20 protein-coding genes are annotated in these 18,854 nt (G+C 34.3%); 11 read left to right on the forward strand and 9 right to left on the reverse strand.

Annotated features, from left to right (window positions below):
- The first annotated feature begins 116 nt into the window (after positions 1 to 116).
- From dapF to uvrD, 5 genes are all read left to right on the forward strand, one after another.
- Positions 117 to 941, forward strand: coding sequence for a diaminopimelate epimerase (gene dapF / locus A9G45_RS12040; protein ID WP_065567944.1), 825 nt, complete (start codon positions 117 to 119; stop codon positions 939 to 941).
- Positions 942 to 1,108: 167 nt separating this feature from the next.
- Entirely contained in the window at positions 1,109 to 1,843 is a 735-nt protein-coding gene (locus tag A9G45_RS12045) for a DUF484 family protein (protein ID WP_065567945.1), read from the forward strand.
- 9 nt (positions 1,844 to 1,852) lie between these two features.
- Positions 1,853 to 2,773 carry a tyrosine recombinase XerC gene (gene xerC, locus A9G45_RS12050; RefSeq protein ID WP_065567946.1) on the forward strand — a complete coding sequence of 307 codons (921 nt, stop codon included), beginning with the start codon at positions 1,853 to 1,855 and terminating at the stop codon, positions 2,771 to 2,773.
- A 2-nt stretch (positions 2,774 to 2,775) separates the two neighbouring features.
- Positions 2,776 to 3,489, forward strand: coding sequence for a 5-amino-6-(5-phospho-D-ribitylamino)uracil phosphatase YigB (gene yigB / locus A9G45_RS12055; protein WP_065567947.1), 714 nt, complete (start codon positions 2,776 to 2,778; stop codon positions 3,487 to 3,489).
- Positions 3,490 to 3,693: 204 nt separating this feature from the next.
- Positions 3,694 to 5,925, forward strand: coding sequence for a DNA helicase II (gene uvrD / locus A9G45_RS12060; protein WP_218057124.1), 2,232 nt, complete (start codon positions 3,694 to 3,696; stop codon positions 5,923 to 5,925).
- A gap of 81 nt (positions 5,926 to 6,006) precedes the next feature.
- On the opposite strand, the gene cyaY is transcribed toward uvrD, so the two are convergent.
- The 6 genes from cyaY to A9G45_RS12090 form a co-directional block, all read right to left on the reverse strand.
- Positions 6,007 to 6,318, reverse strand: a complete 312-nt coding sequence (gene cyaY / locus A9G45_RS12065; protein ID WP_065567949.1) for an iron donor protein CyaY — start codon at positions 6,316 to 6,318, stop codon at positions 6,007 to 6,009.
- 103 nt (positions 6,319 to 6,421) lie between these two features.
- Positions 6,422 to 6,934: a surface-adhesin E family protein gene (locus tag A9G45_RS12070; RefSeq protein WP_065567950.1), complete on the reverse strand. Its 513-nt coding sequence runs from the start codon at positions 6,932 to 6,934 to the stop codon at positions 6,422 to 6,424.
- A complete protein-coding gene (locus A9G45_RS12075; RefSeq protein WP_065567951.1) occupies positions 6,935 to 7,744 on the reverse strand; it encodes a hypothetical protein in 810 nt (269 codons plus the stop codon).
- A 75-nt stretch (positions 7,745 to 7,819) separates the two neighbouring features.
- Positions 7,820 to 8,455: a thiamine diphosphokinase gene (locus A9G45_RS12080; RefSeq protein ID WP_065567952.1), complete on the reverse strand. Its 636-nt coding sequence runs from the start codon at positions 8,453 to 8,455 to the stop codon at positions 7,820 to 7,822.
- A gap of 120 nt (positions 8,456 to 8,575) precedes the next feature.
- Positions 8,576 to 9,037 carry a ribosomal protein S18-alanine N-acetyltransferase gene (rimI, locus tag A9G45_RS12085; RefSeq protein WP_065567953.1) on the reverse strand — a complete coding sequence of 154 codons (462 nt, stop codon included), beginning with the start codon at positions 9,035 to 9,037 and terminating at the stop codon, positions 8,576 to 8,578.
- On the reverse strand, positions 9,006 to 9,413 hold the full coding sequence (locus A9G45_RS12090) for a DNA polymerase III subunit psi (RefSeq protein WP_065567954.1): 408 nt from the start codon (positions 9,411 to 9,413) through the stop codon (positions 9,006 to 9,008). Before A9G45_RS12090 ends, rimI begins: the two co-directional genes overlap by 32 nt.
- A 93-nt stretch (positions 9,414 to 9,506) precedes the next feature.
- Between A9G45_RS12090 and rsmC the strand changes: the two genes are divergently transcribed.
- Entirely contained in the window at positions 9,507 to 10,541 is a 1,035-nt protein-coding gene (gene rsmC, locus A9G45_RS12095; protein ID WP_065567976.1) for a 16S rRNA (guanine(1207)-N(2))-methyltransferase RsmC, read from the forward strand.
- A gap of 164 nt (positions 10,542 to 10,705) precedes the next feature.
- On the opposite strand, the gene A9G45_RS12100 is transcribed toward rsmC, so the two are convergent.
- The 3 genes from A9G45_RS12100 to yihI all read right to left on the reverse strand — a co-directional run bounded on the left by A9G45_RS12100 (position 10,706) and on the right by yihI (position 13,929).
- Complete coding sequence (locus A9G45_RS12100) at positions 10,706 to 11,518, reverse strand: hypothetical protein (RefSeq protein ID WP_065567955.1); 813 nt, start codon at positions 11,516 to 11,518, stop codon at positions 10,706 to 10,708.
- Positions 11,519 to 11,718: 200 nt separating this feature from the next.
- Positions 11,719 to 13,089 carry an oxygen-independent coproporphyrinogen III oxidase gene (hemN, locus tag A9G45_RS12105; protein WP_065567956.1) on the reverse strand — a complete coding sequence of 457 codons (1,371 nt, stop codon included), beginning with the start codon at positions 13,087 to 13,089 and terminating at the stop codon, positions 11,719 to 11,721.
- A gap of 327 nt (positions 13,090 to 13,416) precedes the next feature.
- Positions 13,417 to 13,929, reverse strand: coding sequence for a Der GTPase-activating protein YihI (gene yihI, locus A9G45_RS12110; protein WP_065567957.1), 513 nt, complete (start codon positions 13,927 to 13,929; stop codon positions 13,417 to 13,419).
- A 169-nt stretch (positions 13,930 to 14,098) separates the two neighbouring features.
- On the opposite strand from yihI, the gene coaA reads away from it, so the two are divergent.
- From coaA to A9G45_RS12135, 5 genes are all read left to right on the forward strand, one after another.
- A complete protein-coding gene (gene coaA, locus A9G45_RS12115) occupies positions 14,099 to 15,034 on the forward strand; it encodes a type I pantothenate kinase (protein WP_065567958.1) in 936 nt (311 codons plus the stop codon).
- Positions 15,035 to 15,059: 25 nt separating this feature from the next.
- Positions 15,060 to 15,497 (forward strand): DUF1090 domain-containing protein, encoded by a 438-nt coding sequence (locus tag A9G45_RS12120; protein ID WP_065567959.1) that lies wholly within the window; start codon positions 15,060 to 15,062, stop codon positions 15,495 to 15,497.
- Between the two features lie 88 nt (positions 15,498 to 15,585).
- On the forward strand, positions 15,586 to 16,680 hold the full coding sequence (locus A9G45_RS12125; RefSeq protein WP_065567960.1) for an AAA family ATPase: 1,095 nt from the start codon (positions 15,586 to 15,588) through the stop codon (positions 16,678 to 16,680).
- Entirely contained in the window at positions 16,673 to 17,095 is a 423-nt protein-coding gene (locus A9G45_RS13930; protein WP_081297920.1) for a bpX5 domain-containing protein, read from the forward strand. The genes A9G45_RS12125 and A9G45_RS13930 overlap by 8 nt, the downstream gene beginning before the upstream one ends.
- Complete coding sequence (locus A9G45_RS12135; RefSeq protein ID WP_065567961.1) at positions 17,085 to 18,851, forward strand: hypothetical protein; 1,767 nt, start codon at positions 17,085 to 17,087, stop codon at positions 18,849 to 18,851. The genes A9G45_RS13930 and A9G45_RS12135 overlap by 11 nt, the downstream gene beginning before the upstream one ends.
- The last annotated feature ends 3 nt before the right edge of the window (positions 18,852 to 18,854 follow it).

Here is an 18,854-nt window from a genome sequence, read left to right on the forward strand (position 1 = left end):
AATAGTAGAAGGGTTAATAATCTCCATACTATATTCTTCTTTGCGTGGATACGAGTTAACAGCCAAAATAAAAAAATAAAGAACTAATATGTTTGACAACAAAAGGTAAATTTACGATGAACTTTTCAAAAATGCATGGACTCGGAAATGATTTTATGGTTATTGATGCAGTGACGCAAAATGTTCATCTGTCAACTGAAATGATTAAGCGTATGGCTGATAGATATACTGGCATTGGCTTTGATCAACTTCTTATTGTTGAGCCACCTTATGTGCCCGATAGCGATTTTCATTATCGTATCTTTAATTCTGATGGTTCTGAAGTTGAGCAATGCGGTAATGGTGCTCGCTGTTTTGCTCGTTTTGTTCGTTTAAAAGGGTTAACTCGAAAACGTGTATTAAAAGTTAGCACCATGAAAGGCAATATTATTTTAACTGTAAATGATGATGAGACAGTACGCGTTAATATGGGGGAGCCTATTTTTGAACCCAATAAGATTCCTTTCAAGGCTATTAAAGAAGAAAAAACTTATATAATTCGAGCACAAGAACAGACCGTGTTATGTGGCGTTGCATCTATGGGGAATCCTCATTGTGTTATTCAAGTCGATAATATTGTAACAGCAGAAGTTACAAGGTTGGGAGCGGTATTAGAGCAACATGAACGCTTTCCCGAACATGCTAATATTGGCTTTATGCATATTATCGATCGCGATAATATTAACTTACGGGTATTTGAACGAGGGGTTGGTGAAACTCAGGCTTGTGGTACAGGTGCTTGTGCAGCAGTGGCAGTAGGTATTAATCAAGGATTATTAAACCCGCGTGTTAATGTTAATTTACCAGGTGGTAAATTATTGATTGAATGGAACGGTGGGCATCAACCACTTTATATGACAGGACCGGCTACACATGTGTATGATGGCTTTATTGCCATTTAATTTTGATATTATCGCTGTTTAACCACAAGGCTTTGTTATCGAAAAATTTCGACGGGTAAAAATCGTTCAGAAAACCCATTGATTTTATTCAATTTTTTTTGTTTGTTTTAAAAGGGTGACTTTAATCCCCCAAAAACGTTAGACATATAATATGATAGAAATGAATTATGGTTGCAAAAACTACTAGGAATAGACGAGCAAGAAAATCCCAGAAAAAACCATCTTCTGTACAATTGAATGATGAAATTGTCAGTCAATATATTATTGATAACCCTGATTTTTTTATACGAAATGCACGATGTGTAGAGAGTGTTCAAGTGCCTCATCCTGTTCGTGGGGGGATTTCATTACCTGAATGGTATATGGCACGCCAGCGCAATAAAATTAAGCAATTAGAATCCGAAATTACGTTGTTAATGGAACATGCTAGCGCTAACGAGCTACTTTTTAACCAAATGATGGATTTGCAAATTGAATTGTTCAAAGCACAAGATTTAAACCAATTAATAGTCATATTAAACACATGGGCAAAATCGTTAGGTCTCAGTGGTGCTTACTTATATCTTTTTGACGACAAATGGTTACTTAGTGCGCCGTCAAATTATTATTATTTAGCTTTAAATACGTTACAGTTTGATTTTATTCGTGTTAGGCATTTACAGTATAGCCAACAATATTTAGGGACATTGAATTCAACGGAAATTGATTTTTTACTACCAGAACATGGTTATGTTGGTTCGGTAGCTTTATCATTATTAGGACGATTTGGTGATCTGGGTCTGTTAATGTTTACTAGCACTAATCCAGAACATTACCAAGCAGGGCAAGGGACATTATTACTTGAAAAAATGAGTGAAATTTTACCTATTTTAATTAGTAGATGGATCATGCGAATAAATTAAGGAAAGATCATGGCTCAGCCTAATCAAAATGTCGATGCTCGATTAACTTTGCCTGTTGATCAGTTTTTAAATTATTTAAAGTCAGAAAAACAGCTTAGCTTAAACACACAAATCAATTATCGGCGTCAACTTTATGCGCTTATGTCATTGGCAAAAGATGCCGAAATTTCAACTTGGCAAGATTTAGACTCTTCAGCAGTAAGATTGTTAATTAGTCGTAGCAGACAAACAGGGTTACAAGCTAGAAGCTTATCATTAAGATTATCTGCGTTGCGCAGCTTTTGTGATTGGATGGTAAAAAATGAATATCTTAACGCCAACCCAGCTCGAGGCGTGCTAAATCCCAAATTAGGTCAGCATCTACCAAAAAATATTGATATTGACGAAATTAATCAGCTACTTGAAATTGATCATAATGATCCTCTTTCTGTTCGTGATAGAGCGATGCTTGAAGTTATGTATGGTTCGGGGTTACGTCTTTCTGAATTAGTTACGCTTAACTGTCGAGAATTAAATCTGATTGATGGTGAAGTCCGTGTAATGGGTAAAGGAAATAAAGAGCGAAAACTACCATTAGGTCGAGAATCTATCAAATGGATTAAACGCTGGTTGTCAATGCGAGATTTTTTTATCCCACAGGATGATGCGCTATTTATTTCAAAGTTAGGTAAACGAATTTCACCACGTAATGTTGAAAAGCGATTTGCCGAATGGGGCGTTAAGCAGGGCTTAAGTAGTCATGTCCATCCGCATAAATTACGTCATTCATTTGCAACTCATATGCTCGAATCAAGTGGTGATTTGCGAGCAGTGCAAGAGTTGCTTGGGCATGCTGATTTATCTACGACTCAAGTTTATACGCATTTGGACTTTTCACATCTGTCTGAAGTTTATGATTCAGCTCACCCACGAGCTAAAAGAGGAAAATAAAGATGCACTTTTATCGCTCTATTACTACGATTAAAGCGCTGACTTTCGATCTGGATGATACTTTATATGATAACAGTATGATCGTTGAAAAAGCAGAAGACGAAATGATTAATACGCTTAAGCGTTATGAACCGTTGCATACTTTAACTCTATCTGAGTATTTTACTGAAAAGTATGCCGTGCTTGCCGATAATCCCGAAATCTATCATGATGTTAATGTTTGGCGAGCTCAAACGATTAAATCGTTATTAAGTAAAACCAATATTCCAAAATCAAAATTTACCGACATAATTGATGAATCCGTTGCCTGTTTTAATTTTTGGCGACATAAGATGAAAGTACCTGAATCAACACACTTATTATTAACTCAATTGGCTGCTAACTATCCTTTAGCGGTGATCACTAATGGTAATGTCGATATTAATCAAATTGGTTTGGGGGATTATTTCCAATTTTCCTTACGAGGTGGTGAATGTACGCGTTCAAAACCTTTTCCAGAAATTTTTAATTTAGCCGCTCATAAATTGGCTATTCCATCGCACCATATTTTACATGTAGGGGATAATTTATTAACGGATGTTGCTGGTGCTATTGATAGTGGTTTCTTAGCTTGCTTTATCAATATTTATAATCGCGATATTTTACAACTTGAGGAGGCAAGATGTTTGCCCCACATGGAAATAACTCAATTGTCAGAATTAGAGAATCTGCTATAATCTTTATTGTGTCTGTATAAATAAACAGTAAAATTAAGTGAAGATAAATTATGTTAATACCAGCGATACATTTTCTTAATAAATTTTATTTTTTCTTAGCTACAAGTCGACAATAGTGGCTCAAGATATGATAACAATATTAACAATACACTCGACATTAATGCTGGCTAATGTTTTCGATTACTAAAATAGGTTATGAACGTAATGCAAAATAATAAATCATTATTAGACGACCTGAATACAGAACAACAAAATGCAGTCACCACCGATAATCAATATACCATTGTCCTTGCTGGAGCAGGGAGTGGTAAAACGCGAGTTTTAGTTCACCGTATTGCTTGGCTTTGTATTGAGAAACATTATTCACCAGGATCAATTTTTGCGGTTACTTTTACCAATAAATCTGCTGCAGAAATGCAAGAGCGAATTCAAACATTAGTAGGCGAAAGTTATTTTAATGGGATGTGGGTAGGGACATTTCATGGGTTGACTCACCGTTTATTACGCATGTTTCCTGAACAAGCTAAGTTGCCACCTAATTTTCAGCTTATTGATTCTGAAGACCAAGTTCGGCTCATCAAACGGATTTTTCGAGAACTAAAAATAGATGAAAAACAATGGTCACCTAAACAATGTGCTGCTTTTATTTCTACTCAAAAAGAAAAGGGGTTACGTGCTGATGATATTGTTCCAGAAGATCCTAAACAAGTTATGTGGCAAACGATTTATCGCGATTACCAAGCTATTTGTGATAGAGTTGGTTATGTTGATTTTTCTGAATTAATCCTAAGAGCTTATGAACTGCTTTGCCGTGATAATGAAGTATTAGCTTATTGTCATCACCGTTTTTGCAATATTCTCATTGATGAATTTCAAGACACAAATCATATTCAATACCGCTTTGTACAAAAGTTAGCAGGTGGAACTGCCAATGTAATGATAGTCGGGGATGATGATCAATCTATCTATAGTTGGCGTGGTGCGAATGCAGATAATCTTCAATTATTTATTAATGATTATCCTGAAACTGAAATAATTCGATTAGAGCAAAATTACCGTTCGACAGGTAATATTCTTGATGTAGCAAATAAATTAATTGCACAAAATAAAAATCGGTTGGGAAAAAACTTATGGACAGATAGAGGCAATGGTGAGCTGATTTCGCTTTATGTTGGCTTTAATGATGTTGATGAAGCCAGATTTGTTATTGGTCAAATAAAAAAACTGCATCAAGAAGGCGAAAATTATGCAAGTTGTGCAATTTTGTACCGAAATAATGCGCAATCACGCATCTTTGAAGATACCTTGTTACAAGCTGGATTACCTTATCAGATTTATGGCTCTATACGTTTTTATGAACGGCAAGAGGTAAAATTAGCACTGGCTTATTTACGATTATTGCACGACCACCATAATGATATGGCGTTTGAAGCTACAGTCAATACTCCGCCACGAGGTATTGGTCATGTTACGCTAGATAAAGTTAGATTGGCTGCAAAGCAACATAATATTTCATTGTGGCAAGCGTGTATAATGCTAATCCAAGCTAATGCATTGACAGAAAGGCAGCGTTCAGGAATTAGTCGTTTTTTGGAGTTGATAGAATCTATTTTTAATGAAGTAGGTACACAGCCATTTTATAAGCAACTCGACGCGATTATTAAATTATCTGGTGTATTGCAAATGTATGAGCAAGAACCGGGCATTAAAGGTCAATCCAGATTAGAAAATCTTGAAGAATTAGTATCCGCAGCTGAGCAGTTTTATCTTTCTAATGAAAACACGGTTATTGAAGACAGTGAAACGGGTAAAACATTGACTGTTTTAGAGTCTTTTTTAGCTTATACGTCGCTAGAAAGCCGTGATGCAAATCGCGAACAAGATTTAGTTCAATTGATGACCCTGCATTCAGCCAAAGGTCTTGAATTTGATAATGTATTTATTGTTGGATTAGAAGATGGGTTATTTCCTGCTCTACGCTCTTCCCAAGAGCCTGAAAAAATAGAGGAAGAAAGGCGCCTTGCTTATGTTGGTATTACTCGAGCTCGTAAATTTTTGACCCTTTCATTAGCTGAGCTAAGGCGTTTATATGGACGTGAAGAACGTAATTTGCCTTCCCGCTTTTTGGCGGAATTGCCTGTTGATAAATTAAATGAAATTAGTTATCGAGGCGATATTACCTTATCAGGAAAAGAAAAATATTACGATTCAAATGAAGATAGACAACCTTATCGTGATCGACAAAAATCTTATATTAAGAAAACTTGCCAAAGCGATGGTTACACACTAGGTCGTAAAGTGTTACATAACCGTTTCGGCGAAGGCACGATTGTTAACCTTGATGGAGACGGCGATCATAAGCGAGTACAAATTGCTTTTGTTGATGAGGGCATTAAATGGTTGGTAGTGAAACTAGCTAATCTTACCTTACTGTAAACTTCATTTTAAGTAAGCTTCTATAATTATTTGATGAAACGGGGGATTGAGCGTTAAATTAATCCCCGATTTTAATCTACCTTATTGATCTGCTTGTTCTCTTACAGATTCCGAAAAAATCTGGTCAAATGGATGGTTAGTTCGATTACAAATCCAATTATCATTTATATATTCAAAATGATAACCTTGTATACGAGTGGCTAACCAGACCTGAAAAAGAGGCTCTTGGGTATTAACGATGATTTTACTGCCATTGGGAAAACTAACAGTAATGACATTACCATTTGCTTCATAGTCCAAATCGATATCATGCTTATCTGCATAATCATCCAAATACAATTCAATTTTATTAAATAGCTCATCAGTAAGTGCATGGAATTGTGCGGTATTCATAAAAGTATAATCGGTTAGGTAAATAATGGCGTGATATTAGCATAAATAGATATGCTCTGCCACACAACAAGGTGGCAAGAGTAAAATAGGTACAGATTTATTATTAAGGTGCTAGCGGTAATGAACAACCAATAACAAGTAACTTATATTGCCCACTACCTTGGTTTGTATTTACCCAGCGATTTGGCATTTCAATTGTATTGACTAATGTTCCATCGCCAAAGTTGTTTTCAATTGTTCTGAGTTTGCCTTTTGCTAATTCCATTTTATCGCAATTAGCATAGTAATCAATTTTAATGGAATGATAAGGCGTTTCAGTGCCATCATTATTTTTTTGAACTAATGCTGGACTGTAGTTAGTCACTTCACTAAATACACGAATTTTAGTATTAAAAGGGTGAAGTTTAATCGATTTTCTATCTAAAAAAGAATAACCAACAATATTATCTTCGTTCGATTTCGATATGGGAATAAATTGTTCACCAACTCTAGGATCTTTCAAGCTCTCAGCTGCTGTATTTTCATTTTTTTTAGCGTCATTATCGATTTTTTCTTCAGCAGCATGACTAAATGTGGCAAAAGAAAAGAGAATTAAAAATAAACTGACCTTTTTCATCTAAATATTATCTCCATCTTTTGAGGTAGTTTCTATAGGATTAATGTGCGTTTGAGGTTGTTGTTCCTGTTCCTGTTCCTGTTCCTGTTTTTCTTTTTTCTTTTGCATCTTTTCTTTATATGCTTTGATTTTTTCTTGAAGCTCAGCTTCTTGTTTTTCAATAATTGGTTTTAGATCTGGTCGAATAACAAATAGCTCTTTTTTCTCTATATCACCTTGGATAGAACAAAAAACACTACTTTGGTTATTGGCAATTTGTTCTAAGTAAAGTGCTTTATTAATGGTTCCGATCCTTGGTATAACGCCATCAATAGTATAAGGATCGTCTTGCCATGTTGCAGGATTCAATTTGTGATCATAAATTTGGGAATTTGCTATGTAAATATTGGTATTGTATGGCAACCAATTAATATTATTTAAAGCATTTTTAACCTCAATTTCATTATTATCAAAGATAAAACCCCAATATAAAAAATAACCATACAAGGAGGTTGGAATATAAATATTACGATAGCCAATAATCTTCAAATCATGATATTCAAGTGGTTTTTTTAGCATGACTTGGTTTTCATCAAGATTTTGAATAGCCTTAACAGGAATATAGGTGACCTGTTCAGGTGTAGTTGCTAAATCAACATATTGGTTGATTGATTCTTGGTGTTTAGCAAGTTGTTCAAAAAACTGATTATCACATTGAAGAAATGTATCGATTACTTTGTCTGTTTCACGTTGCTCGGTATTGGTCTGTGCAAAAGACATACAAGAAATAAATGAAGCACAAACAAGCACAGAAAGTTTTTTTAGAAGCATGGTGAGTTTCCTTGACCAATAAATTATACTTATTTTTTTGGGGAAAATTATTGTAAAGTAATGTAAATATGCGTGTCAATTAACATTACGTAAATCCTCAACAAAGACGATTAAATCACCGTTTTTAAATGATATTTTAGCCAAATCACTAATAATTTTGTTTCTTAAACTTACACATCCACCCAATGATAGCGTTTGCTTTGTTAATGGATACTGAAAACCTGTGATAGTTAAACCAGTCACTTTTGTAAGTGGCATTAGCGAAATAATACGATTTTTTACATTAGTCATCTTTTGATAACGTTTGGCAAAAAAGAAATAGCAATAATTATCATAAAATGTTATTTGAAATCGATGATAATATCTCATTGCAACAGAAATATTACCTAAAAAGTGATCGCTAGCATGACCGCAAGCGCCATAAATATCGAATGTGGTTACGCCTTTATCTGCTAAAAACAAGATTGCCTTTTCAAAATCCGTTTTATTTTGATCGGGAGTGTGGATAATTTCAGTTTGCTTTGGAATGGTAAGGTTATTATTGAAACTATCTAAATCACCAATAATAAAATTGGGTATAATCGGTGAGTTTATCAAATAGTTATGATAAGCGCCGTCAGTTGCTGCAATATAGGTATAACTATCTGAATTGTTGGGGTAAAACTTCGGTGGCTCACCATTGACAAATAGTAGGGCTGTATTACTTTGCATGATTACTCTCTCAGATGTCTTTATCCGTTAAGCCGTAACATCTTGCTTTCAGGGATGAAATGTAAAGGGTAAACGACGGTGGTGGTAGTCATTCACCCATTATTTAGTGTGTGAAGGATGTCAAAAAGCTAATGTATAAGCCATAATAATTGCATCTTCTCGTTTACCATCAGTTGTTGGGTAATAGCCTTTTCGAACTGTTATTTGGTTAAAACCCAATGATTGATATAGCCTCATTGCAGGCGAATTTGATTGCCTTACTTCAAGCCAAAGTGTTGTAATTGGGCTTGGCGATGTTATGGTTATTAATTTCTCTATCAAGTGGTTGAGTAGATCTCTAGCCAGCCCTTGTTTTCTAAAATTGGGATGGATAGCGATATTAAATAACTCAGCTTCATCAAATGCTTGGTGGCAGATACAAAATCCTACTAGCTGATTATCGACAGTTATTTTAAAATTTAAATACCCATTCCCGTGGTTTGAAAAGAATGTCTGTTTTGACCACGGTATCGCATGGCAGATCTGTTCTAATTTAAAGGCTTTAGTTAAATCATTTTTTGTTAGGGTGGAAATCGTTTTCATATTGACATAATTGTTGCCAAAGTTGGCGTTTTTGTTGTGATGCATTTGCAAGTAAGTCTAAACTTATGGTTTGAATTGTGAGTGAATGCTCCCAATGCTCATCAGGTTTAATATCAATAAACCAAACAACAGTTTTAATCTCACTAGCAGGTATAATAAGCTGTGAAGGCGTTAAGACCAGTACTTGCTCTTCGGTAAGGCGAATAGCATTTAAAATATCAAAATAGATTTTTTGCGTTGGTTTTTGTTCGGCCACAACGATTAAACGAATCTCGTCACTAATGTGTGTGGATACTTCACCTTTCAATGCGGCTGGTCTGCGCAAAACATACTGCGTTATATTGCATTGCTTTAGGTACCAATCTTGTTGCGTCATTATCGACTTACGTTTTTTATTAGAGATTAAAGGTGGTTAATTGTATAATCAACGCATCAATTTATAAAGGTTTTTCATCGAGGAAATATGGTCATATCCACTTTTACTCCTGCAAGTCAGGTTCTTGAGCGCCACCAAGCATTTTTTAACGATAAAAATGTGGTGATAGCAGGTGATATCCAAGATAGTTATCCATCGGTTATGTCAGCAAATCAAGTTAAGATTCATTGCACACAATTTCATACGTATTTACGTTTAAAAAATAGCGCACGAGGCAATCATACCTATTTTTCGTTGTTACCAGAAGCGGATTTTTACGTTGGAATGAACACACTGATTTACTATTGGCCCAAAACGAAAAGTGAAGCGCAGTTTCAGCTATCGTATTTATTACATAATATGCCTAAAGGGAGTGATATTTTTATTATTGGTGAAAATCGCACAGGCGTAAAAAGTGTTGAATCTTTATTAGGCGATTTTGGAACAATTCAAAAAATAGATAGCGCAAGACGTTGTGGGTTATATCATTTTCAGGCAGAAAGCCGTTTAGCGTTTGATCTTAATGAGTGGTGGTTAAGTTATCATTTAACTATTGAAAATCAAGATATCGAAATTAAAAGTTTGCCAGGTGTATTTAGCCAAAAAGGGTTAGATGCAGGCAGTGAGTTATTATTAAATGCATTAATAGATCATGCTGATATTATAAAAGGCAATGTATTGGATGTGGGCTGTGGCTCGGGTATATTATCTACAGTGCTTGGTAAATTATGCCCTGATATAGAACTGACGTTATCCGATGTTAGTAGCGCAGCAATTGAGTCGAGCAAAATGACGTTAGCCAGTAATAGTGTAAATGGGGCTGTTGTGGCCAGTGATGTTTTTTCTCATTTAAATGGTAAATATCATCTTATTGTTTCGAATCCCCCTTTTCATGATGGTAAACAAACCAGTTACACTGCGGTTAATTCCTTAATTAAGGAAGCTAAAAAACATTTAAAATTAAATGGTTATTTGTGCATTGTGGCAAATTCATTTTTACCGTATCAAGCCATTTTAGATGAAACATTCAAATGTGTTGAAGTGATAGCCCAAACGACTAAATTTAAAGTTTATTTAGCAAGCCATTAATAAGTGAGGTTTGTTTATTTTTTAAAGAAAAGGATGCGTTGCAATACATATCACAAAGTTTTATCAAGTTTTATAAATAAAGGGGCGATTTTATCGCCCCTTTATTTTAAAATGTAAATAGCTAGATTTAAGCTGATTTCACTATTATTGATATCATATCTAGATTAAGAGAGGGCTTCTGTTAATACTTGAATTTCATTATCAGTAAAATCACAGCGTGTAAAGTCTTGATCAAGAAGAATAGGAATAGTGTTGCTTTCACCGACTACGGCCAAGGCATTACATTTATTTTTAATCATATCACCTATAATGATTGGTCCACCGCCGTCTACGTGTTTATTAAAATGAGCTATACATTTAACATTTTTTCCTTGCGCATTGTTTGCACGATATAAAGCGGTTATCGTTTTACCATAAGATGTTAATTTAATCGGGACAATAACAGGGGTTAATTTTTGTCCGTTAATTTCATCGATAACTTTTATCATTTTATGTGTTCTTAAAAAAAGGACTAAACTCATCCACGTAACCACCAATAACAAAAGAGTAAGAACAGTCGTAGTCCAAAATAGATTCCGCATATTACTAATAGCTAAATCGATTGTTACTAGTGATGGATCATCGGCAGAAGCTACAGCTACTACTTTATAATTTTCTTTTGCTCCACCAAGGAAAACGTAATCACGCGTAATAACTTGTCCTTTATCTGTGGTAATTTTCACTGAACAATTATCAATCATACGCTTTGCACGGCATTTTCCTTCTACATCATAATCAACCACAACGGGATTACGTGATATTTTATAATCAGTAATTAATCCAGGATAATTTTTCAGGGCTATAAACATTGCTAACCCAAAGAAAAATATTGCCGCAAATATTCTTCTTATTTGATGTAATGAGCCCTCTTGCTTTAGCTTCACAACTTTTAAAGGGCGAGTTGGAAATACTTCTACTAATTTATTCATCAATCCCATTTTATAAATATACTCCTTATTAAAAATAAATATTTCATGTCTAAAGGTTAAAATTGTGTTATTAAAGGCTAACTTTTAATAACACGATAAAATGAATAAGTTATTACTTTCTTTTATTAAATTAGACTAAATCTTATCATAATATTTATTTTATAGAAATCACTCACGCGTTTTGCCGTAATTTAAAAAACGACTTCAAATTAAATAACTCTAGAAAACTGCTGTTGCCTTGCCATTTTTCGCATATAAATATCAAAGCACATGCAAATATTGCGTATCAATAAATGTCCTTTAGGTTGAACTTTAATTATCTGATCATTTACGGTGACTAATCCATCTTGTTGCAATGGCGCGAGTAGTTTTAAGTCTTCAGCAAAATAGTTATCGAACTGGATATGAAATTGTTCTTCTACTGCTTTTTTATCTAGATAAAAGTGGCAAATGAGTTGCTTGATTACATCACGACGAATGATATCATCCTGATTCAAATCAAATCCTTTCCATAATCCATGACCTTTTTGTTCAACTTGACTTTGATAGCTACTCAGATCTTTTTGATTTTGCGCATAACTATCACCTAACATACTAATGGCTGACACGCCCAGCCCAAGTAAATCCGCGTCCCCTTGTGTTGTATAACCTTGGAAATTGCGGTGTAATTTATTTTCTCGCTGAGCAATAGCCAGCTCATCGGCGGGTTTGGCGAAATGATCCATACCAATAAAGTGGTAACCAGCATCGGTTAATTTTTGGATGCTGGTTTGTAAAATTTGCAATTTTTGGTTGGCATTTGGTAAATCATCATCTTTAATTTTACGTTGCGCGGCAAAACGATCTGGTAAATGAGCATAATTAAATACACTTAAACGATCGGGTGAAATATCTATCACTTTATTGAGTGTTTCGGTAAAGCTTTCTACGGTCTGCTTGGGTAAACCATAAATTAGATCTAGACTAATAGAGTGAAAACGATTTTTTCGTGCCTGATTGATAAGAGAACGTATTAGTGCTTCATCTTGTTTGCGATTAATTAGATTTTGGATTTCGTGGTTAAAATCTTGAATCCCCATACTCAACCTATTAAAACCAACACTCGCTAAGTGGTCGATGGTTTGTGGCGTAATTTCACGAGGATCGATTTCGATCGACAGTTCGGCATTATCCGCAAAATTGAAGTGCGTTTTTAGCGAAGTAATCAGCCGAGTAATTTCATCATCAGTTAAAAAAGTCGGTGTACCCCCGCCCCAGTGCATTTGTGTTACTGTGCGTTGTTTGAATAATTTTGCCCGTGCGGCAATTTCAATATCCAAAATATCGAGGTATTTGGTGACTTTTTTTGTTTGGCGAGTAATGAGTTTATTACAACCACAAAAGTAACAAAGTTTATGGCAAAACGGGATATGTACATAAAGCGATAATGGCTTTGTAGGGTAACGTGTGGCGGCCGATAAAAAGTCCTGCTTGCTAAATTCTTCATTAAATTCAAGTGCAGTAGGATAAGAGGTATATCTTGGACCAGAATAGTTATATTTTTCAATTAACGCCTGATCCCATAATTGCATATCAGTCATGCTGTTACTTCCGTTTAAATCTCTGTTTAGTGCTGTTATTTTTATCGAATTTTCCTATCAGTTTTCGATGATTTCTAATTTTTGTTTTAATTTTTATTTGATTGGTTTTATTTAAATATAACAATGTGCAAATTAATAACCCAAAATATAAACTTAGCATAATTAATATTGGCATTATGATTCGCTCGCTTTTAAGTTATTAATTAGAGGCATAAAAAATAAAGGTTGTGACATTAAATCACGAGCCGAAACTTAACTATTACAATGGCATTCCAGCTCGCATATCAGAAATATACAATCATGAGTATTAATTATATTTTCCTACCATTAGTTTCGTTTTAACAAACTAACAATATCTTCTTTCTTGTCGTCTTGATCTTCAATATCATCAAAATCGTCGTCAGTATAACCGAGCTGTTGCATTAACTCATCAATTCGATTTAATTTACTATCAAGATAAGTTTGTTGCTCTTTAGTTAGTTTGCTATTTTGCTCGACTAAATCCAGTAACTTATCTAATTTTGGATCATTTTCTAGTTGTTCTAACTCTTGTTGTGGAGATAAATTTGATGATAAAACCATTTTAGTTGGTTTAGTAGGTTGTTTAGCTTGTGTGACATTACTTGAAGTTTCCGTAATTAAGGAAATGGGCTTTTTGCTACCCACACGTGGATCTTTGACTGTTTTTGTCGAATTTTTATTCTTGTTATTTTCTTGATTATTAAAGCGGGAACCACTTGGCAAACCTTTATGTTTGCGTTTACGCTTTAGTTCACGAGATTCTTCATTGATCTCTTGACGGCTTTTCTTAGTTTTTTGTTTCGATTTATTTTTTAACATACAATCTCAATTTAATACCAGAGTTAAAGATTTAGCTAGTATTTTAACAGTAACTTGACCAGATAGCTATGATGAAGCATCAATGCTAATTTGTGATTGTAAAAAATGAGATTTATGTATAATCTGAGCCAACTATTTGAGAATTAATTGCAATAGAGAAACATAAAACATGAACAATCATTTAAGCCCTTATATGCAATTTAGTCGTAAAGAGTGGGCTAGTTTACGTAATGCAGAGCCAATGACATTAACTTGTGATGAGTTAGTCTCGCTACAAGGCATTAATGAAGATCTGTCAATGGATGAAGTAAGTGATATCTATCTACCTTTATCTAGATTGCTTAATTATTACATTAGCAATAGTTTTAGTCGGCAGGCTGTTTTATCTAAATTTTTAGGCAAAAGCCAAAAAATTCCTTATATCATTGGTATAGCAGGAAGCGTTGCTGTGGGGAAAAGTACTACAGCTCGTGTATTGCAAGCATTATTATCTCGTTGGCCTGAGCATCGCAAAGTGGCTTTGGTGACAACTGATGGTTTTTTATACCCCAACAAATGCCTTGAAGAACGTGGAATAATGAATAAAAAAGGCTTTCCGCAATCTTATGATATTAAAAAACTGATCAATTTTGTTGCTGATATTAAGTCTGGTCAAGCACAGGTTAAAGCACCCGTTTATTCTCATTTAGTTTATGATATTGTTCAAGATGAACAAATTATTCTCGATAGCCCTGATATTTTAATTCTTGAAGGATTAAATGTGTTACAAGGCGCTGTAAATTATGCACAAGCCAATAATCGTGTTTTTGTTTCTGATTATGTTGATTTCTCAATTTATGTTGATGCCGATGTATCGTTATTACACAATTGGTATGTCAATCGTTTTTTAAAATTTAGAGCAGGAGCATTTAGCGATCCCAATTCTTATTTTAATCACTACTCAAAATTGCCAGAGCAAGAAGCGCTTAACATCGCAAACCGTCTTTGGCATGAAATTAATGAATTGAATTTAATAGAAAACATCCTACCAACAAGGGAAAGAGCCAGCCTTATCCTAACCAAAGGCAAAGATCATAAAGTTGATTGTGTTCAATTAAGAAAATAATTTAAAAAGGGGGGAGAAGATCGATATGAAATTAACAATAAGATCAATTTGTAAGTTAATTTTTTTAGTATTAACAGCTATCGCTTTTATACCTAATATTTATGCTGCAAATCATGACGAATATCAAGGTGTAACTTGTTTTAGCAAAAAACACATTATGGAAAAACAAATTGATGAGGCAAAAAAGGCGGGTAACTTGCGCCAAGCTCAAGGGCTTGAAAAAGCATTACATGATATCAATACATATTGTAATGATGATGATTTAAAAGCTAAATACACCGAAAAAGTAATTGAAAAGACTAAAAAAGTTGCCGAAAAAGAGCAAGCTTTAGCTAAAGCGCAAGCAAAAGGAGACGCCCAAAAAATAGCTAAACAAAAGCTAAAATTAAGTGAAACTCAAAAAGAATTGAGCGAAGCTAAAACTAAATTAGCTGAATTTTATGAAGAAATTAAAGCTAAATAACAATTGTATTATTTTGAAAAATAGTTGTATTATAATTGACCAAAATAAGATTTGAATTATTTTAATCTAAAAAATATAAAGAAATATAATGGAAAACGTATCTAAAATTAGGCAATGTATTAAGGTTGCCACTCAAGGTTTTATTGGTCGAGAACAACTAGCTGAACTTATCATCCTTGCTGCAATTGCTAAAGAGCATTTATTAGTCATTGGAGCACCTGGTACAGCGAAAAGTGCGGTAGTAAGGCGTATAGCTAAAACGATGAATGGTCAGTATTTTGAATATTTGTTAGGTCGATTTACCGAACCTTCAGAACTTTTTGGAACCGTTGATCTTAAAAAACTTCGTGAAGGAAAGGTTGAAACAGATACTAGTGGTATGTTACCAGAGGCAGAAATTGTTTTTTTAGATGAAGTTTTTTTAGGTTCAACTGCAATTTTAAATACATTATTAGGTATTTTAAATGAACGCCAATTTCGGCGAGGTCACACGAAAATCACCTGCCCGTTAAAAATTTGTATTGCCGCATCAAATAGCTTGCCTGATGATGATGGTTTGGCTGCTTTTGCAGATCGCTTTTTACTCCATCTTTTTGTTGAACCTGTTGCAGATAACTTCATCGAAGATATGCTTGCTGGTGGTTGGCAAGCCGAATATGCTGAAATAGATTCTTCCTTATCTTTAGATGAACTTGCTGAGCTAAGTGAGCAAGTCAAAAATGTTAATCTTGATAAAATTTTTTCGCCGTTTGCGGATGCAATTAGATTACTCCGACAAAATGGCATTAGCTTATCGGATAGGCGTGTAGTTAAAACACTAAAGCTTATTGCAGCAGCAGCTTTGGTTAATGGAAGGCTTGAGGCTGAAAAACAAGATTTATGGCCACTGTTTTATGTTTTACCTACCATTGATACGCAGCAGAGAGGGCAAGAGATATTAAAAGATGTCTTTACATTATCTAATAATTCTCAACTTTTTTATGCTACGGAGTCAGCAGCTCAACAACCCAACGCTCGTTTAGAAAGATTGATAGAGCTTGCTACACATTGTGTAAATAATGATGCTCAACAAATAGAAAGTGTCTTACGTGAAATTGATGCCAATTATTCCGTTGATACCATTCCAGAGCAACTAAAGCAGTTAAGAACGCAATTAATTGAATTGATAGCCCAGAATGTGTAGTGATACTTATATTCAATGGCATTGGCAACTTAATAATGATCCAGTAGTACCTGTCGCTGTGGTCGCTTGGAATGATGTTGTCCCACGCTTGTTTAATCATCTTAGACAAAACTTAAGTAAATATGATTTATCTAAATATCAATTTGTTAAAGGTGATAATTTTGTTGTGATTATTGGTGAATCCTCATTATTACCATGGGTAAATGGTGTGCAATATGCGATGATTGATAGCCAAGAACCACGACTTTGGTTACCATGCCATGCTAAACCGTCGATATCTTTGTTTTTATTGGCTGAAGCTATTGGTTATAAGTTTAAATGTGAGCAGATGCTTTTATGGGATCAGCCTAAAGCAGTTATTCCTTTAGCTAAAAAGTGGCCATTAACCAAAGAGTTTCTTGAATATGTCAAATAATCCATTACCCAAACCGTTTCGAGCTTGGCAACCTTGGTTATCATGGTTCGATGAAAATTTGCAACCGATAGTAGCGGATCTACTTTTACAACTTAATAACCTGTTAGGACCAACAAAAGAAAGCCGATGGAAAGATCAACAATTTTTATCAGGTTTAGGGGATTTAAAAAAACGTGGCAGCTATGATCATTTATTGACAAGTGAATGGTTAATAGCGGAAGAAGAACCTGATGAATTTATTCGCCGAGCAGTGAGTTATGAGCATCTTTTTTTTACCCCTATGCAAGAAAAGTCCAAGGCGAATGGCGTTATTATTGCTTTATTTGATTGTGGTATTCTACAAGTAGGTGTATCTCGCCTTGTTCACCTAATTTTGATGTTATTGTTAGAGATTCGTTCTCATAATCACCAAAGTCAGTTTTATTGGGGCATTATTCAAAATCGGCCTAATTTAAGATTATTTAAAGATATTGGCGATCTAAAATGTTTACTAAACAAGCGGACTACAACGCTTGCAACGGATAAAATGTATCGTCATTGGGCTAATTATTTTGAACAGTCGGAACAACTTTACGATGAATGTTGGTTAATTGGTGCGAATCCGCCTTTTACAACTTTTTCAACACACCAAGTTAATATTGAACGATTAATTAAATCACCTGAAAAGCTATCGGTAACAATAAATAGCAAAATAATGTCAAAACACTGTTGTTTAAGCTTACCCGCTCCAATATTTTGTGAAAAAATGTTAGCGGGGCAATTTGCTAGCAATAGTGACTATGCAGAAATAATACAGCAGTCTGTTGTTCCAATAAATATTGGATTTAATCCAATTATTTCGGCAAATGGTAAATGTATTTTGACATTAAACCTTGATAGTACAATGGCTTATTGTATTAACATTACAGGGATCCATTCGCCTAAAAAAAATTGTCGGATTCAATATCACCACTTAAGTGGCTCTGTATTAGGGATGGATTTAAAAGGAAAGCGAATTGTGGCACTGCTTCACGATCAGCAAAGGCTATTTTTATGGCAGGCCAATAGTGAAAAGTTTGAGCTAGTCGAAAACCTGAATATAGATAAAGACAAACCATTAATTGCCTTTTTGGGATTATATAATGTACATGGGTCCACTTTTTTGTTTATTGATTCGAATAGTTTGTTGTGTTCTTTATATTTTTTACCTAAAAAGAATGAAGTAATTTCACTTCAAACTATTAATAAAAATGTTGTGGCACTATTTAAATTGCATGATAGTGCTGCTTATTATTTTTATTTTGATGATCAAAATAGACTCTGTTTAACAGGTTATAATGCAGGTACTTATACTTATCGTTTGGTTGGAATTAAACATAAGTCTAATTTGCAGTACCTTCTTACGGCTGAACAATTATGGCTAAAAGGTTTTGGTCGTTTAGCGATTGGTGATGAGCAACTGTGGCGTGTATTTACCGCTGAAAAAGAGTCGATGCATGTTATTGTACCTAATGAATGGCTTGTATTTGGATTGTTTTATGACTCGTATGATGGTAGAACCCACTTTTTAGTGATAAATCATGATAAAAAGCAAGTTGCGCTATTTGATTATGTCACTAATAGCATAAATATTTGTTTGCGTTCACCACATAAGATCGTAAGTTATAGTTATAACTCATTAGCTAAATCATTTACAGTCACTACTGACGCAGGTGAATTAATATTATATTCATTTATAACACAATCTATGCGATTAAAATTAAGTAAAATTGATTAATAT

Origin of the sequence: Gilliamella sp. HK2, from assembly GCF_001690265.1 — a bacterium.
Classification (GTDB): domain Bacteria; phylum Pseudomonadota; class Gammaproteobacteria; order Enterobacterales; family Orbaceae; genus Gilliamella; species Gilliamella apicola_C.

Bases quoted from the DNA above. Each gene is read 5' to 3' on its own strand.
- dapF (WP_065567944.1), top strand. From the start codon at position 117: ATGAACTTTTCAAAAATGCATGGACTCGGAAATGATTTTATGGTTATT.
- A9G45_RS12045 (WP_065567945.1), top strand. From the start codon at position 1,109: ATGGTTGCAAAAACTACTAGGAATAGACGAGCAAGAAAATCCCAGAAA.
- xerC (WP_065567946.1), top strand. From the start codon at position 1,853: ATGGCTCAGCCTAATCAAAATGTCGATGCTCGATTAACTTTGCCTGTT.
- yigB (WP_065567947.1), top strand. From the start codon at position 2,776: ATGCACTTTTATCGCTCTATTACTACGATTAAAGCGCTGACTTTCGAT.
- uvrD (WP_218057124.1), top strand. From the start codon at position 3,694: ATGCAAAATAATAAATCATTATTAGACGACCTGAATACAGAACAACAA.
- cyaY (WP_065567949.1), bottom strand. From the start codon at position 6,318: ATGAATACCGCACAATTCCATGCACTTACTGATGAGCTATTTAATAAA.
- A9G45_RS12070 (WP_065567950.1), bottom strand. From the start codon at position 6,934: ATGAAAAAGGTCAGTTTATTTTTAATTCTCTTTTCTTTTGCCACATTT.
- A9G45_RS12075 (WP_065567951.1), bottom strand. From the start codon at position 7,744: ATGCTTCTAAAAAAACTTTCTGTGCTTGTTTGTGCTTCATTTATTTCT.
- A9G45_RS12080 (WP_065567952.1), bottom strand. From the start codon at position 8,455: ATGCAAAGTAATACAGCCCTACTATTTGTCAATGGTGAGCCACCGAAG.
- rimI (WP_065567953.1), bottom strand. From the start codon at position 9,037: ATGAAAACGATTTCCACCCTAACAAAAAATGATTTAACTAAAGCCTTT.
- A9G45_RS12090 (WP_065567954.1), bottom strand. From the start codon at position 9,413: ATGACGCAACAAGATTGGTACCTAAAGCAATGCAATATAACGCAGTAT.
- A9G45_RS12100 (WP_065567955.1), bottom strand. From the start codon at position 11,518: ATGGGATTGATGAATAAATTAGTAGAAGTATTTCCAACTCGCCCTTTA.
- hemN (WP_065567956.1), bottom strand. From the start codon at position 13,089: ATGACTGATATGCAATTATGGGATCAGGCGTTAATTGAAAAATATAAC.
- yihI (WP_065567957.1), bottom strand. From the start codon at position 13,929: ATGTTAAAAAATAAATCGAAACAAAAAACTAAGAAAAGCCGTCAAGAG.
- coaA (WP_065567958.1), top strand. From the start codon at position 14,099: ATGAACAATCATTTAAGCCCTTATATGCAATTTAGTCGTAAAGAGTGG.
- A9G45_RS12120 (WP_065567959.1), top strand. From the start codon at position 15,060: ATGAAATTAACAATAAGATCAATTTGTAAGTTAATTTTTTTAGTATTA.
- A9G45_RS12125 (WP_065567960.1), top strand. From the start codon at position 15,586: ATGGAAAACGTATCTAAAATTAGGCAATGTATTAAGGTTGCCACTCAA.
- A9G45_RS13930 (WP_081297920.1), top strand. From the start codon at position 16,673: ATGTGTAGTGATACTTATATTCAATGGCATTGGCAACTTAATAATGAT.
- A9G45_RS12135 (WP_065567961.1), top strand. From the start codon at position 17,085: ATGTCAAATAATCCATTACCCAAACCGTTTCGAGCTTGGCAACCTTGG.